Origin of the sequence: Paenibacillus sp. FSL E2-0201, assembly GCF_037963325.1 — a bacterium.
In the GTDB taxonomy this organism is placed as follows: Bacteria; Bacillota; Bacilli; order Paenibacillales; family Paenibacillaceae; genus Paenibacillus_AQ.
The window spans coordinates 5,908,340-5,924,779 of the sequence record NZ_CP150154.1 but is presented as its reverse complement, the minus strand read 5'-3'; the positions used below and the strand labels follow the sequence as shown (position 1 = coordinate 5,924,779).

General features: G+C 46.5%; 10 protein-coding genes and 1 riboswitch. Of the genes, 8 read left to right on the top strand and 2 right to left on the bottom strand.

Annotated elements, in window-relative coordinates:
- Window positions 1-23 precede the first annotated feature (23 nt).
- The 7 genes from NSU15_RS26660 to NSU15_RS26630 all read left to right on the top strand — a co-directional run bounded on the left by NSU15_RS26660 (window position 24) and on the right by NSU15_RS26630 (window position 11,687).
- Complete coding sequence (locus NSU15_RS26660) at window positions 24-1,811, top strand: sensor histidine kinase (protein WP_339288162.1); 1,788 nt, start codon at window positions 24-26, stop codon at window positions 1,809-1,811.
- Window positions 1,808-3,346, top strand: a complete 1,539-nt coding sequence (locus NSU15_RS26655; protein ID WP_339288160.1) for a response regulator transcription factor — start codon at window positions 1,808-1,810, stop codon at window positions 3,344-3,346. The genes NSU15_RS26660 and NSU15_RS26655 overlap by 4 nt, the downstream gene beginning before the upstream one ends.
- A gap of 763 nt (window positions 3,347-4,109) precedes the next feature.
- Window positions 4,110-5,045: an ABC transporter permease subunit gene (locus NSU15_RS26650; protein WP_231574304.1), complete on the top strand. Its 936-nt coding sequence runs from the start codon at window positions 4,110-4,112 to the stop codon at window positions 5,043-5,045.
- Between the two features lie 65 nt (window positions 5,046-5,110).
- The gene (locus tag NSU15_RS26645; RefSeq protein ID WP_339288159.1) at window positions 5,111-6,016 is read left to right on the top strand and encodes a carbohydrate ABC transporter permease; all 906 of its coding nucleotides are present in this window, start codon (window positions 5,111-5,113) and stop codon (window positions 6,014-6,016) included.
- 145 nt (window positions 6,017-6,161) lie between these two features.
- Window positions 6,162-7,919, top strand: coding sequence for an ABC transporter substrate-binding protein (locus tag NSU15_RS26640; RefSeq protein WP_339288158.1), 1,758 nt, complete (start codon window positions 6,162-6,164; stop codon window positions 7,917-7,919).
- Window positions 7,920-8,034: 115 nt separating this feature from the next.
- Window positions 8,035-10,407: a glycoside hydrolase family 95 protein gene (locus tag NSU15_RS26635; RefSeq protein ID WP_339288156.1), complete on the top strand. Its 2,373-nt coding sequence runs from the start codon at window positions 8,035-8,037 to the stop codon at window positions 10,405-10,407.
- Window positions 10,408-10,547: 140 nt separating this feature from the next.
- Complete coding sequence (locus NSU15_RS26630) at window positions 10,548-11,687, top strand: transglutaminase domain-containing protein (RefSeq protein WP_339243509.1); 1,140 nt, start codon at window positions 10,548-10,550, stop codon at window positions 11,685-11,687.
- A 378-nt stretch (window positions 11,688-12,065) separates the two neighbouring features.
- On the opposite strand, the gene NSU15_RS26625 is transcribed toward NSU15_RS26630, so the two are convergent.
- Both NSU15_RS26625 and NSU15_RS26620 read right to left on the bottom strand, forming a co-directional pair.
- Entirely contained in the window at window positions 12,066-13,508 is a 1,443-nt protein-coding gene (locus NSU15_RS26625) for an amino acid permease (protein ID WP_339291476.1), read from the bottom strand.
- 237 nt (window positions 13,509-13,745) lie between these two features.
- A riboswitch (Lysine riboswitch) is annotated at window positions 13,746-13,951 on the bottom strand.
- A gap of 102 nt (window positions 13,952-14,053) precedes the next feature.
- Window positions 14,054-15,190 carry a virulence factor gene (locus NSU15_RS26620; protein ID WP_339288154.1) on the bottom strand — a complete coding sequence of 379 codons (1,137 nt, stop codon included), beginning with the start codon at window positions 15,188-15,190 and terminating at the stop codon, window positions 14,054-14,056.
- A 242-nt stretch (window positions 15,191-15,432) separates the two neighbouring features.
- Between NSU15_RS26620 and NSU15_RS26615 the strand changes: the two genes are divergently transcribed.
- On the top strand, window positions 15,433-16,398 hold the full coding sequence (locus NSU15_RS26615) for an MBL fold metallo-hydrolase (protein WP_042131057.1): 966 nt from the start codon (window positions 15,433-15,435) through the stop codon (window positions 16,396-16,398).
- The last annotated feature ends 42 nt before the right edge of the window (window positions 16,399-16,440 follow it).

The window sequence follows — 16,440 nt, the reverse complement described above, 5'->3', positions numbered from 1 at the left end:
AAGGTTTCGGGGGGCGGAAGGCCATGTTCCAATGGATGGTAAAGTTGTTGAATGACATCAAAATCCGCAATAAGCTGTTGCTCGCTTTTTTACTCACTACATTACTTCCTGTGTTACTGGTAGGCGGATATCTTACGATTGAAATGAGGACCATGGCGTTCAAGAGTGCATTGGAGCAAGCTTCAATTAACGTAGACAGGGTAAAGAAAAGAACGGAAGAAGTCATTGGTGTATCTCAAGATATCGCCTATCGTTTAAGTTATGATGCACGGTTGAAAAAACTTGCCGTACGTCAGTATGTTAGCACTTATGATGTGGTGGAAGCATACCGGGATTACTCAGATATGCGTGAATACCTAAGGTTATATAAAGAAATATCCAACATTCGCTTGTACACTGATAATGCTACGCTGCTTAACAACTGGGAGCTAATCAATCCAACGGCGGAGATTAGAGAGAGCCAGTGGTATCAAAGAGCACAGCGGTACGATAGTCTTGTCGGTTGGGAATATATTGAAGATGAGCGTGATAAGCGGAATTATTTAAGCCTTGTTCGCAAAATTGAGCTGGAGGGCTCCAGCAAAATAGGTGTACTCGTTATTAATGTGAACAGTCAGCAGCTTGCATCCATTCTAAGCCAAGAATCTTTTGATACTATGATTGTCGATGATCAGGACAATATCATTGCAGCGAACCGCAAAGAGCGGACAGGCAAAACGCTGGCGGACGTTTCCTTTGACACGACCCTCTTGGGTCAAGGAAGCGGAAGCTATGAAGCGGTAGTAGATGGTGAAGCTTCTAAAATTGTGATAGAGGAGCTTAAACCACAAGCCAGCCGAAATGCACTACGAATTATATCTGTTTTTTCGATTGAAAGTATAGTTAAAGAACCCAATCAAGTCATTAAGCTTTCGATTACTGTCATTGCGATAAGTGTTCTATTGGCCTTTTTAATTATATATAGCTTCTCCTCATTGTTTTCACGACGGTTGCTGCATTTAAGCAGACATATTAACCGAGTCAGTACTGGGGATTTTGATACGACATTGAAGATTGATGGCAAGGATGAAATCGCCCTGTTAGCCCGTCAATTCAATTCCATGGTACGCAGCATTAATGATCTGATGTATGAAGTACAGGAATCCAATGCTCAAAACAGTCTGCTAGAGCAGAAGCAAAATGATATACGATTCAAAATGCTGGCGAGTCAGATTAACCCGCATTTTTTGTTCAATGCACTAGAAGCGATTCGGATGGAAGCACATATGAAGGGACAAGTGGAAATTGCCCGTGTGGTGCGTCTTTTAGGTAAAATGATGCGAAGTGTCTTAGAGGTAGGCCGGAGTAATGTTTTGCTGAGTCAGGAATTAGAGGTGGTACGTTGTTACTTGGATATTCAGCAATTCCGTTATGAAGAAAGATTGAAATATCAATTTATTATAGATCCGGCTGTAGAGTCTATCTATATGCCACCACTCCTTATTCAGCCGCTTGTCGAGAATGCAGTCATCCACGGACTGGATAATAAAATGGAAGGTGCATTTGTGACGGTGGAAGTTGTACAAGCTGGAAATCACGCGAAATTTACGATTACAGATAATGGGGTAGGGATATCTCCCGATAAGCTGGAGGAATTACTGAATACACTTGAGCGCCAAGAAGAGCGTGAAGGCGAGCGGATTGGACTTCGCAATGTCCATGACCGGTTAAAGCTATCCTATGGCGCAGAATATGGGCTAACGATTGAGAGTAAACCTAATGTAGGTACGATAATTTTCTTCTGCATACCAATGGAGGACAACAAACTATGATAAAAGTGATGATTGTCGATGATGAACCGAAGCTGCGGGAAGGGCTACGTAGTCTGATCCCGTGGGAGAAGCTCGGTTATACGGTGGTAGCAACAGCAGCTAATGGCTTGCAAGCCATCGAAAAATATCATACCTTCTACCCGGAGCTTATAGTAGCGGATATCCGCATGCCTGGAATGGATGGTCTGGAAATGATCAGTGAGCTTCGTAATGAAGGTTCAGAGAGCCATGTGCTAATCCTAAGTGGACATGCGGATTTTGAATATGCTAAGCGGGCGATTGGTTTTCGGATTGACGGTTATTTACTGAAGCCAGTCGATGAAGATGAGATGATTGTATGTCTGGAGCAGCTCCGCGAAACGATTGAGCAGGAACAGCGGTTTAGTGACTGGAATGAGGAGGAGCCCGCCCGCAATAGGGAAGCATTACTTCGAACGCTGCTGCAGCCGACTTCGGAGGAGGAAACGGACGCGGACCTCAGCAGACATGCGGAGGCGCTAGGACTGGAACAGGGAAACTACGAAGTTATTCTCATTGATCTAAGAAAAACAGCTGGTGTAAATGATGAGGATGTCCGGGGAATCAAAACAGTGATGGAACAGTTTAATAATGATCCTAATGCTTCATTCTTTACTTTGTCACAGTATTTGGGCATTCTTATGAAGGATCCGGATCAAAAGGCGAGCAAGCGAGAAGAATTATACAAGGAATTATCTGCAACGATAGAACAAAAGGGGTACGACTTCATTGCAGTAGCGGGGGGAGTGGTGTCTCGGCCTGAAATGGCGGGAGATTCATTGAATGCAGCACGTGAGTTGCTTAGACGAGCATTCTTCTTCAAGAAGGGGATCCTCATCAGTACAGATCCTTCAGGACTTCTGATGGAGTTGAAGGAGAAGACGGAGGACGATCCGGAGACGGAAAGTCGTCTGCTGCTTGCAGTAGAAACCGGAAGTCTGAGCGCGATTCGACCGATCGTGCAGACCATCTGTGCTGAGCTTATAGCCGCGGGCAGTGATGAATTGCGAATTAAAGAGACCTTTGTGAGGCTCCTTAGTACTGTTTTGGCTCGTCTGGAGCCTACGTATCCGGAAATTCGTACCTATGCAGCAGAGCACTCCCCACCAATAGGGGAACTCTATCAAAGTTATTATTTGTCCGATTTGCAGGATCAGGCTGTCTCATTTCTCGAAGAAATTGCGGGTCAGATGACCAGTGGGCGCGGAAATGAAATTAAGAAGATCACGGAGATCATCAACCGCCGCTACAATGAGAACCTAAAGCTGGAGACCTTATCCGAATTATTTTGCTACAACAGCGCTTATCTAGGTAAGATGTTTAAGAACACCACAGGAGAATACTTTAATACGTACCTGGACAAAGTGCGGATTGAGAAGGCGAAAGAGTTTCTGACGCAAGGAATGAAGGTATATGAGGTAGCCGAGAAGGTTGGGTATATGAACCCCGATTATTTCAACGCTAAGTTCCGTAAATATGTAGGAATCTCACCAACTTCTTATCGTAAAAGCATTTAAGGTTGGTGTAGATCTTTAATTTAGTGCTTCACTGATTCTTGATGGTTTTACCCGCGGCTGAGGTTCAGTTAAGTTTCTGAACCTCAGCCCGCGGGTCTTTTTTTGTTTTCCCTACTCCCACCAATTGAACGTGGTGAAATATTAATGCAGTTAAATAGACACCTGCTTAAGCTTATGTAGGTGGAGTGCTCATGCATTTTTTTAGAAATAGGGTTCTAAAGAAAATGCTGGGAACGGAGTGAATAGGAATTTTTGGAACTGTAGAAGCGTTGATAGCTTCTAATTTTAAAAGGGCGACTGGTAGAAGAACGAAGAGGAATATTTGGAACTGTAGAAGCGGAGCGTTCGCCTTTATCCTCGGATTTCTACCGCGAGAAGCGGTTTAAATCAGGAAATCTGAGGATAACAGCGATCGGAAGTCCAAAAATTCCTCGTAGTGGCTGGTTACCAGAAGCCTAGTTGAAAAGTTCGAAGAAGCAAGCGATCGAAAGTCTAAATGTTCCGCGGTAGCGACTAACATCCAGCAGATAGTTTTATGAACCGTATCAAAAGAATAATGCAGACGCCAGCAGCATTAGCCCCCCCTGTGTCGATGAGCCGAAATGAGAATTCACCCTGGACAAAAATCTCTAATTTTCACCTGATTTTAAGTCGAATTTATAGGGTACTGCAATCGCTTACAAAGATTTAGAATGATGACATAGAGAGGAGGGGCTTTATGAAAGCAGACACAGTAACTGCTCAAATCCCGCCGGACACCCGAATGCGCAACAAAAAGCCTGCTTCAGGAGGACGGTTTTGGAGAAGCTTTAAGAATCAAAAGTATTTGTGGATGATGTCGATACCCTTTGTGATCTGGGCATTCGTCTTCAGTTATCTCCCATTATGGGGCTGGACGATGGCGTTTCAAAAGTACAAGCCCGCACGCGGCTTTTTTGAACAAGAATGGGTAGGCTTCGAACATTTTAAGACACTGTTTAGCGATTCGCAATTCCTACTGGCACTACGGAACACGCTGGCGATGAGCGGAATGGGCCTCATCGCAGGTTTTATCTTTCCGATAACATTTGCAATATTGCTCAATGAATTGCGTCTTGGATTTTTTAAACGATTTGCTCAGACCGTCTCGTATTTGCCTCACTTTGTATCATGGGTGGTTGCAGCGGGAATTGTAACTAAAATGTTATCTAGCGAAAATGGTCTTGTAAACGATCTCTTGTTAACAATTGGATTTATAGACTCGCCAATCCAGTTCATGGCTCAGGGCCATCTCTTCTGGGGAATCGTTACATTATCTGATGTTTGGAAAGAAACCGGATGGAATGCGATCATCTACCTTGCGGCCATCTCGGGTATTGGACCTGAACTGTACGAAGCGGCTCGAGTGGACGGTGCCAGCAGGCTCCGCCAGGTATGGCATATTACTCTTCCTGGTATCCGCCCGACGATTACAGTGCTACTCATTATGTCGATCGGTAATTTGCTAAATATCGGCTTTGAGAAGCAATTCTTGCTTGGAAACAACCTCGTTACCGACTATTCTCAAGTGTTGGATCTGTATTCTCTGAAATATGGACTAGGCATGGCGAGATATTCCTACGGTACCGCGATCAATATATTCAACTCAGTGATCAGTGTAATCCTGCTGTTTACGATTAATGGAATCTTCAAACGTACAACTAAAGAGAGCCTTCTGTAACACAGAGGGCCCTTCTAACAATCGTGGCAGCAAAATTGCCCTTTTCTTGAAAGGAGAGCGTTACAGTGGGAAACACAGCTATCACCGGAAAGTCGTGGTCAGACCGGATCTTTGACTTCATTGTTTACTTTGTAATCCTGTTCGTGGTTGTAATCACGATCTACCCGTTTTTGAACGTGCTTGCGATCTCGCTGAATGATTCAGTGGATAGTGTGCGCGGCGGTATCACCATTTATCCTCGGGAATTTACCTGGGACAATTACTTGAAAATCTTCAGTTTCTCAGGACTGATCACCGGGTTCAAAATTTCCGCTTTGCGGACAATCGTCGGTACTTTGTTCGGGCTGATCAGTGCCTCGATGCTGGCGTTTACGATTAGCCGTCCTGATTTTGCAGGCCGCAAGTTCGTCTCCACATTCTTGGCGATGACCATGTATATCTCTGGAGGAATGATTCCAATATACATGCTGATCAAGGATCTCCATATGATGAACAGCTTTGCAGTCTATGTATTACCTGGACTGGTTAGTGCCTTTAACGTCTTCGTTATCCGCTCCTTCATTGATGGTCTGCCTTATGCACTGCAGGAATCAGCGAAGCTGGATGGAGCGAATGACTTTACTATCTACTGGCGTGTCATCCTTCCGCTGATGAAGCCGGCGCTGGCAACGATCGCGCTGTTCCTAGCGGTAGGCCAATGGAATGCATGGTTTGATACGTATTTGTATAATGGTTCAAGTCCACATTTGACTACACTGCAATATGAACTGATGAAGGTTCTGCAGAGTACAACCAGTGGGAATGGTGGAGATTACCGCTCCAACATTGCTTCTCTAGCATCGAATCAGGTTTCGCCAGAGTCTATCAAAATGGCGATTACGATTGTCGTAACCGTGCCAATATTGCTGGTTTATCCGTTCATTCAGAAGTACTTTGTTCAAGGGATGACACTTGGCGCTGTGAAGAGCTAATCACAGCTTATAGGGGAGCATAGTCTCCCCTAAGTTTTAAGAGTATTATGTATCCGTTTTCTTTATACTTGGTAAGTTTTGTAATGAGTATTAACAGGTTTTATCTGTGATACGATAGATAAACAATTTTAAGGAGGGTTTATTAATGGGGAATAATAGAAAAATAAAAGCTAAAGCAACTGCACTTACACTCACTTCTATTATGATGCTCGGTATGCTCGCAGGTTGTGGTGGCAACAACGGGAATAACGCAGCTGGAGATGCAGCTGGAAATGCAACAAATAAGGGGAATTCGTCCAATGCGGCCAATGCGGTTGAAGATACTTCTCCGCTCACGATGACTTTCTTTAGTGCTGACCCTAACCCAAACTGGACGGGTATGCAAGATGAAGTAGGTAAAGTAATCACAGAAAAAACAGGCGTAACCTTGAATGCTGAGTACGCGGTTGGTGACCCTGCTCAAAAAGTAGCGCTGATCGCAGCGAGCGGTGATTATCCGGATCTGATCAGTGCCAAGACTGACGTGAGTAAGCTGGTAGATGCAGGTGCCATGCTAGATCTTACAGATCTGATTGAAAAATATGCTCCGAACATCAAAAAAGTATTGGGCGAAGAAGGTATGAAACGCTCTCGTTATAGTGATGATGACCATGCCATTTATGCAATTCCTACTTATGCAGGTGTAGATAATAAATATTTTGATGCAGGCGGTGGATTCGAGCTACAGCACCGAGCGGTTAAAGAAGCTGGATACCCAGAAATTAAAACCGTTCAAGATTATGAGAATGTAATCAAGTCATACCTTGAAAAACACCCTACAGATGAAAATGGTAACAAAAACATTGGTTTAACGTTGAATGCAGACGATTGGTACATGTACATCACAGTAACCAACCCAGCGTTTATTACTACGGGTTCCCCTGACGATGGTGAATATGCAATTGATATCGATACACAAGAAGTAACATACCACTTCCGTCGTCCTGCTGAAAAAGAATATTTCCGTTGGCTCAACCATATGAACGATATTGGATTGCTTGATCCAGAAAGCTTCGTTCAAAAGTATGACCAATATAAAGCAAAAATCGCTACCGGCCGTGTTATCGGCCTGATTGACCAAGACTGGGGTTATGGCGATGGAGAAAGAGCTTTAAAAGCGGAAGGTAAGCTGGATCAAGGATATGGACACTATCCAGTAACCTTGTCTGAGGAGTACAAAGAAGCTTCCTTCTGGCCAACAGGCTTCATGGGCGGTAGCGGAGTCGGGATCAGTGTAGATGCTAAAGATCCGGTTCGTGCGATTAAGTTCTTGGACTACCTCGCTTCCGATGAGGGTCAAGTATTGATTAACTGGGGTATTGAAGGCAAGCACTACAACGTTGTAGATGGCAAACGCGTCATTCCTGAAGATGTAAACAACCGTAAATATAATGACACAACCAACTTCCAAAAGGAAACTGGTTTAGGTAATGTCGGATCAAACTACGCATTGCTTAGTGCTCACTATGGCGATGGTGTATTAGACCCTACTGGTAACTACTACACAACCCGTTTCCCTGAACAAGTAACCGTAGGTTACAATGCTGTAGAAAAAGAAACACTTGCAGCTTATAAAGCAACAACATGGAAAGATCTTTTCCCAAGCGAAGATGAATTCAAAGTTAAGCCTTGGGGCGCAGCTTGGAACATCACCATTCCTGGGGATAGCGAAATTGTTGTTCTTGACAACAAGCTGAAAGACATCACTTGGAAACGTATTCCTGAAGCCATCTTGTCCAAACCAGCTGATTTCGATAAAGTTTGGGATACTTACATGGCTGAACTGGATAAAGCCGGTGTAACGAAAGCTGAAGATATGCGTGAAGAGCTGGTTAAACAACGCGTGAAGCTTTGGAATGATTAATTGCTAATTCAAGGCTAATACAATAGAAGCAAGTAGATGGCGGGAAGTCCGAACGAAAGTCCGGGCTTCCCGCCGATTTCTTTTCATCTATAATTATAGGATAGGAGGAATGTACGTGGGAGAGAGCAAAAATACTGGAAGGGATGAGCTTTGGTACAAGCAGCCGGCAGCTGTTTGGGAAGAGGCACTGCCCGTGGGTAACGGCAGACTAGGCGGCATGATCTTTGGCGGAGCGGAAGAAGAGCTAATTCAACTTAATGAGGACACCTTATGGTCGGGCTTTCCGCGGGATACAGCAAATTATGAGGCGCTACGTCATTTGGGTCCGGCTAAGCAATTAGTGGCGGAGGGGAAATACAAGGAAGCAGAAGCGCTGATGGAAGCCAAGATGTTAGGCAGACGGACCGAATCCTATCAACCGCTCGGGGATTTGCGAATGAAGTTCAATCTTGCGGGTCCTGTAGAGAATTACCGGAGGGGGCTTGATTTGGTTCAGGGGCTGGCTACTGTATCCTATACGACAGGGGACGTAAGGATTGTGCGAGAAGTGCTGGCCAGCAGGCCGGATGAACTTATAGCTATTCATATTCGTGCAGAAGGGAGAGAAGGGCGGGGAGTTCTACCTGATTTCTCGGTGGAGCTAACTTCGCCGCATCCTTTCTGCTCGGAGCTAACTTCGGACGGCATGCTGATCATGGCTGGCCGTGCCCCATCGCATGTGGCTGATAATTATGCAGGGGATCATCCACGTGCTGTGTTATACGAAGAAGGCCTTGGCATAAGCTTCGCAGCGGGATTGAAAATCCGTACAGATGGCGGTAATTGTGCAGCAGCGAACGGCATGTTGTCGGTTACAGGTGCTCGCTCCATTACCATCCGTCTGGCTGCAGCAACCGATTTTGCCGGGTATGACCGGAAGCCAGGAAGCGGCGGTAAGCTGCCTTCGGAGATGTGCCTAGAACAACTGGCTATATCCTCTACTGAATATGCAGAGCTGAAGCAGCGCCATCTGGAGGACCATCAGTCCTTATTCCGGCGCGTGGAGTTAACGCTTGCACCAGTTTCCTCCGAAATAGAGCTTCCCACGGATGAGCGACTGACACGGTACCGCGAAGGTCAAGCAGATTCTGCGCTAGAAGCGCTGCTGTTCCAGTATGGCCGCTACCTGATGATTGCTGGCTCACGGCCGGGGACGCAAGCTCTGAATCTGCAAGGGATCTGGAATCCCTATCTCCAGCCGCCATGGAACAGCAATTATACGACCAATATAAACACTGAAATGAATTATTGGCCAGCCGAATTATGTGGTTTGGGTGAATGCCATGAACCCTTAATTGATTTTATTACGGAGCTTAGTGTGGCTGGCAGCCGTACAGCAAATATTCATTATGGCGCACGTGGCTGGACGGTGCATCATAATACAGATTTGTGGCGTATGACGTCTCCGTCAGACGGCAAGGCGATGTGGGCATTTTGGCCAATGGGGGGTGTTTGGCTCTCTCGCCATCTATGGGAGCGTTATGCTTTTCGTCCAGATAAGGAATATTTGCGCAACAAAGCTTATCCTTTGTTAAAGGGAGCCGCGTTATTTTGTCTGGATTGGCTGGTAGAGCTGCCTGATGGAAGATGGACAACGGGTCTGTCTACCTCACCGGAAAATGTATTCTTGACTGCTGACGGCACGCCATGCAGTGTCTCGGCTGGCTCAGCCATGGACTTATCGCTCATCGCTGAATTGTTTAAACACTGTATTCAGGCTGCTGAGGTTTTGAATACCGATGATGAACTGCGTCAAGAGCTCATGCAGAAGCAAAAGCTGCTTGCCCACCCGGGGATTGCACCGGACGGACGTATTCGTGAATGGAATGAGGATTTTGCTGAACAAGAGCCTGGGCATCGCCATGTCTCTCATTTGTATGATTTATATCCCGGGAATGTAATTAGTCCTTCCTCCACACCGGAGCTAGCGGAGGCCGCATCGTTATCGCTTAAGAAGCGCTTAGAAGGTGGAGGAGGACACACGGGATGGAGTGCAGCCTGGCTACTTAATCTGTATGCGCGTTTGAAGGATGGAGAGAGTGCGTATAGCTGTTTACGTCGTATTTTGCAAGATTCAAGTCTGCCCAATTTATTCGGTAATCACCCTCCATTTCAGATTGACGGTAACTTCGGAACTACAGCCGGGATTGCTGAGATGCTCTTGCAGAGTCATCAGGAAGGGCTTGAATTATTGCCTGCTCTTCCAGAAGGATGGTCTGACGGTAGTGTGAAAGGGTTGGTAGCCCGAGGCGGCTTTATCACAAATATAGAATGGCGTGAGGGGCGCTTAACGAAGGCAGAACTGACCTCGACTCATGGACAACTGTGCAGGATTTATAGTCATCAGCCTTTGCTCATTCAAAGTTCTGATGGTTCACAAGTAGGGCTAGAAATGGAATTTGAAACCGTAATAGGAGAGAGCTATATTATTACACCGCAAAGCGAATAAAACATATCTTTCTAGCATATAGGCTGTTCTCAGAGTAGAATTATTCTACAGGGAGCAGTCTTTTTTTAACTAAACGCTCATTATCTATTAAATGGTAGGGTTCATTATAAGTCTATAGGAGCCGGAGGAACGGAATATATATGTGGAAAAAACGCTTTACACTAGTAAAGATCATTCTGGGAGGAGTGATTATATTCGCTGCTATTCCACCAATGATTTATTGGGGCTGGGGTCATGCTTATGCGGCTTCGAGTTCACCCACCCTTCGTTCTGTAAACGAAGTAGCGCAGAAGCTAACGGGTGCAATGAACAATCGTAGAGAGACCATTACTTTTACTTATGAGAGCAAAGCTTCAAATTTGAAAACGAAAATACAAGCGGCGCTGGATCAAGCGATGGCTAGTGACCCTTATCTGTATTACATTATAGACAGCTACGGATATACTTATCGAGGAAGCGCAAGCTCTGTAAAAGTTACGGTGGAAGTGAAATATTTGGAGACGTTGGAGCAGACGGCTTTTGTGAACAAAGAAGTGAAGGCTGCGCTGAAGAAGATCATAACGCCGGGCATGAACAATCATCAGAAGGTGAAGGCTATCCACGACTGGGTGGTGCTTCATCTGAAGTATGATACCTCATATCGCAAGTACACAGCTTATGAAGGATTGAAGAGTGGCAGCGCCGTTTGCCAAGGGTATTCGCTGTTGACCTATAAGCTGTTAAAGGAGGCTGGATTCACGAATAAAATCGTTGAAGGTACAGCCAAACAGCCTGGAGGACGCAGCCAGTTGCATGCCTGGAATCTTGTGCTGTTAGATGGACGGTGGTATCATCTCGACACAACTTGGGATGACCCGACACCTGATAAGGCAGGTGTGGTTAGCACAGCATACTACTTGAGAACGGATGCCCAGATGCGTCAGGACCATAGCTGGACGAAGTCTTATCCGGCTGCTTCTGTAGGTTATCATAAGACCTTGTCTGCGCTTGTGGAACGTGGGGGACAGAATGCGGCTGTCTATAAACAGCTTCAGAAGGATCTCAATTATGAGCTATATGCCGAGGAGCTAATTGTACGTTCGGTAGGAGATCTGACTCGGCTAGCGAATAAGGCAATTGCCTCCGGTGAGGTGTCTATATTATTCCGTTATCAAGGGAGTGGGACCAAGCTTAAGAATGACCTGCAGGAGCTATATAAGCTTGGACTAGAGGATGTATCTTACTCCAGTTCTGCTTTTGACAATACGGGTGATCTCAAAGTGTTTGTGACTTGGGAATAGATTTATATATGATGCCTAAAAACTGGATTACCACCGATTAACAATTAGGGAAAATATCCCTGGAAATTAAGTGATTTCAGCTCTTAAGACTAATAATCAGGGAATTCCTCCCTGAAATTCACCCTATTCGGTGGTAAATATAGAATTCACCCAATTATTAGGGAGGAATTCCCTAATTCCATTCAATTAAAGAGCTTTCCATCTACTTTTAGGGAGATTTTCCCTAATTTCACTCACCTAGCTTTGCTGCAGAGAACGCCAAAAACAAAGGAGCTAAGCGTCTACAGACTGCTTAGCTCCTTCGTTTGCTTTTTACAATATTTCACCACTCAGGTTGCTCAAAGTTACTTTTGAGACACCCACTTTTACCGGGTCTATTTATTCTGGGTGAGTACTTAGGTCGCATTTATCCAAAGGAATAATATTACTCTTCCGGAACCAGCGATAGCCGACCCAGATCAAGACAAACAGCGGCAAGCTGATATAGGAAACGGCGATACCATACCAGTCGATATTTCCGCCTGAGAAGGCGCCCATATTCTGACCGAGGATAGCTACAATACAAAGTCCTAAGGCAAAGATAGGACCGAATGGGAACCATCTAGCTCGGTAAGGTAGTTCATCTAGCGAATGCCCTTGTGCTATAAAAGCACGTCTGAAACGGTAATGGCAGACCGCAATACCCAACCAGTTAATAAATCCGCACATACCAGAGGCGTTCAGTAGCCAGTTATATACGGCTCCGTCACCAAAGAATGAAGCGAGAAAGGCGAGCATTCCGACAGCCGTAGTTACTAGCAAAGCGCCAACAGGGACACCACGGCGATTGAGCTTGCCCAGTGCGCGCGGAGCCATGCCATCCTTAGCCATTGCATAAAGGACACGGGTAGAGGCGTACATCCCGGAGTTCCCGGCTGATAATACGGAGCTTAGAATGACAGCATTCATTACGGATGCAGCAATTGCAAGCCCTGCCTTATTGAACACGATCGTAAACGGACTGACTCCGATATCATCGATACCCCCGCGCAGAAGATCTGGATTCGTATAAGGAATCAACATTCCGATTACAAATATAGCAAGGATATAAAAGATTAATATACGCCAGAATACTTGGCGGATCGCAATTGGAACGTTGCGGCGTGGGTTCTCGCTCTCACCAGCAGCAACGCCGATTAGCTCGGTACCCTGGAAGGAGAATCCGGCTGCCATAAAGACTCCGACGAAGGCGAAGAAGCCACCGTGGAAGGAGCTGCCCCCGATTTGGAAGTTACTGAAGCCTACGGCTTCTCCACCCATAATGCCGAATATCATGAGGACCCCGACAACGAGAAAGGCGATAACGGTAATGATTTTGATAATGGCAAACCAATATTCTGATTCCCCGTAGCCACGAGCAGATAGGAAATTAAGGCCGAACATCAGCAGTAGGAACACCAGACTCCAGAGAAAGGAAGGGCTGTCCGGGAACCAATATTTAATGATGACGGTAGCCGCCGATAGCTCTGCTGCAATCGTAACCGCCCAGTTATACCAGAAGTTCCAACCGATGGCGAAGCCAAAGGCGGGACTGACGAAACGAGTACCGTAGGTACTGAAAGACCCGGAGTCCGGTAAATAAGTGGCAAGCTCCCCAAGACTAGTCATGAGAAAATAAACCATTACACCCACAGCCGTATAAGCTAGAAGCGCTCCACCAGGTCCTGCTGAAGCGATCGCGCCGCCACTGGCTAGAAACAGACCCGTACCAATAGATCCGCCAAGCGCGATCATGGTCAAATGTCTTGCTTTGAACGATTTTTTTAGCGCAGGCTGATTCATGTTGCCTTGCGCTGGGTTTTGCTGATTGCCCTGCATGAATATGACACTCCTTATGATCTAATCTTACTGTTCATGAACGGGGAGAGCTGAGCTGCTGACTCCCGCAAAACGGGAGGTATACTTCGTGATTTCCAGAAGGTTATGGATGACTGTACGAAACATACAAATTCTGTAAACGCAAAGAAGCCGCAAACTATGTCTGCGGCCTCCATCTATACAGCTCCGCATCATACTCCCTGTGAAGATAGCGCAACACACTGCAGTCTGCTACTTACGCAGGCTATACAATGTGACAGTTCCGTGCCTTTCGGCAACGGCCCCAGCCTGCACCGCTGTAAGAGCTACAGCACAGGCTTCGGCAGATATTCCTTTCGGCGTGATTCATAGACGGCTCTAACGTCTCCACACGCGTACTCTTTATATCCGCGACCTCTACCTCATCCTAGTATGACGAGGCTATCTTTACTTCATTCATTTATAAACAACAGGAATTAGTATAAAGCAAGTTTACATCTCAAGCAATGACAAAATCAGGTACTTCACTGTTAATTGCGGCGGCGTTCTGACATCTGCTGCCAGACGGTGCCCGCTGCAGCTTCACCTGAGGCGATGCGCTCCAAAGCCATCTTGGCCTGAAGGCCAACCTCGAACTCTGGATCATCCGCAGCAAGTGTGAGGGCGTCTTGAGCTTCGGATGTGCCGACTTCATAAAGGAAACGAGCCGCGCGCCAGCGGACAAGCTTGCTCTTATCCGTTAGTGCCGCCGTCATCACTGGCGTGGCGGCAGGATCGCCGATGTCGGACAGGGTATCGCCAGCCGTACGTCTTACGGCTGGCGCACTGTCTGCCATTGCCTCATAGAGCAGCTCCATCGCCTCGGGCGTGCGAAGGTCGCCCAGATACACGACCGCAAGCCTGCGAATATGCAGCTTGGGATCGTGTAGCGCCGCCTTAAGCTCCGGCAGGAGCTCCGCCGTCGGCGAAAGATCCTCTAGCGCGGCGTAGCGCACGCGCCAATCCTCATGCTTCAGGTCTCGCAGCAGCTCATCCTGAGTGCGAGTTCGTCTCTGCTCGACGAACTCGCCTTCGGCTCCGTGCGCAATGGCTTGCTGCACGAGGGAGTCGAGGCGTTCCTGCGGATACGCCGCTTCGATCTCTTGCTCGACCTCGCGCGCAATGTCCGCGGGCTCGCCATAACGCACGCCGTAATCGGTGAGCTTGCGCTCTTTGATCATTACGGCGCTGGCTACATCCATAACCGCTTTCGTGAAGCGGTTAGCTAAGGATATGCGCTCCTCATTCGCGCCTGTTTTTACGCGGATTTGCATCGGTATTCCGCGGAACATTTGGACGAAGACTTGTGCTTCCCCAAAATGCGCACCGGCATCCTCGTCAGCTAGGCTCCAATCTCCGGTCAATCCGTCACTACTCCCGAAGCGGCTTTGAACTTCTCTTAGAATGGCCGCCCAATCAGCGTTGCCTTTGCGCTCAAGTGCTGCGAAGTCAGCAGCATGATAAATGCTAGTAACGCCCGGTATCGTTAACATTTCACGTGCCCAAGCAGGTGCGGAACGCTCGCTTTCTGGCGTATAGGTTCTGCGAATTCCGGGTTCTAAACTTTCGTCCAAATGAAGCTTCATCGTATTTGGACTAGGAGTCGGTTCAATAAATGTAATCTTCATACGTAGCTCCCCCTTGAACGGTATATGGACCGTCATACTTTATACACATATTATCTCATTTCTGGCGTGAAACACAAAATAACACTTCTATTATTTCGCTAAGTTCTGCAATGCGATGAATAAAAGGGCGAACCTTTCTTATGCTATTTGTATATTTTGCAAAATGCGCTGCTGTTCAATATAGTTGTAGTATATTCGCTAAAGCTAGGATTGCGCGGCAAACTCTGTAGAAGAGGTGCTTTATGCCTAAAACTCGTTACCATAATGTCGACAATGTAAGTACAGATAAAACACTAAAAGAATTTCGCCAGTGGCGTGAGGAGCGTCGTCGCAAGAAGAAGGACTATTCATATGTTGTGCCAAATACGCCGCCCAGATTATCTTATCTGTCGGAGAATAGTTTGGAGTCTACCATTACGTGGATTGGGCATTCAACATTCTTCCTTCAATATGAGGGGATGAATATCATTACAGATCCCATCTGGGCAAGAAGGCTAGGCTTTGAGAAAAGATTGGGACAACCTGGGATCGCGATTAGTGAAGTGCCGCCGATTGATCTGATTCTGATTTCGCACTCTCATTATGATCACTTGCACATAGCCTCTATCCGCAAATTATATCGGGCAGGGACGACGCTTGTAGTTCCTGTAGGTCTGAAGCGAAAAATGCTTCGCAAAGGGTTCCGCAACTGTATGGAAATGGAGTGGTGGCAGGAGATTAAGCTAGGAAAAATCAAGCTTACTTTTGTACCTACCCAGCACTGGACGCGGAGAACGCCTTGGGATACGAATACTTCTCATTGGGGTGGGTATATCTTGGAGCCCGCCGAGTCTGAGAACAAGAGGCTTTCTCCGAACCTTTATTTCGCTGGGGACAGCGGGTATTTTCCAGGTTTTAAGGAGATCGGAAACCGTTATAAGATTGATATCGCGCTTATGCCGATTGGGGCCTATGAACCGGAGTGGTTCATGACCTCTCAGCATGTGAATCCAGAGGAGGCGATACAAGCCTTCCTAGATGTAGGAGCGGAGACCATGATTCCGATGCATTATGGTACCTTCAGACTTGCTGATGATACCGCCCGGGAAGCATTGGATCGCATGGAAAGCGCCCGAGTTAAACACGGGATTTCTGAGAACCGAATTCGTACGCTCAGTTATGGAGAAACACTGGTTGTACAATCGGAGAATCGCACGTCTGGACAATAATTGAAAAATTTCCTCCTGGAAAGTTGTCGCCTTAAAACAGTT

Bases quoted from the DNA above. Each gene is read 5' to 3' on its own strand.
- NSU15_RS26630 (WP_339243509.1), top strand. From the start codon at position 10,548: ATGTGGAAAAAACGCTTTACACTAGTAAAGATCATTCTGGGAGGAGTG.
- NSU15_RS26650 (WP_231574304.1), top strand. From the start codon at position 4,110: ATGCGCAACAAAAAGCCTGCTTCAGGAGGACGGTTTTGGAGAAGCTTT.
- NSU15_RS26615 (WP_042131057.1), top strand. From the start codon at position 15,433: ATGCCTAAAACTCGTTACCATAATGTCGACAATGTAAGTACAGATAAA.
- NSU15_RS26640 (WP_339288158.1), top strand. From the start codon at position 6,162: ATGGGGAATAATAGAAAAATAAAAGCTAAAGCAACTGCACTTACACTC.
- NSU15_RS26620 (WP_339288154.1), bottom strand. From the start codon at position 15,190: ATGAAGATTACATTTATTGAACCGACTCCTAGTCCAAATACGATGAAG.
- NSU15_RS26660 (WP_339288162.1), top strand. From the start codon at position 24: ATGTTCCAATGGATGGTAAAGTTGTTGAATGACATCAAAATCCGCAAT.
- NSU15_RS26625 (WP_339291476.1), bottom strand. From the start codon at position 13,508: ATGAATCAGCCTGCGCTAAAAAAATCGTTCAAAGCAAGACATTTGACC.
- NSU15_RS26655 (WP_339288160.1), top strand. From the start codon at position 1,808: ATGATAAAAGTGATGATTGTCGATGATGAACCGAAGCTGCGGGAAGGG.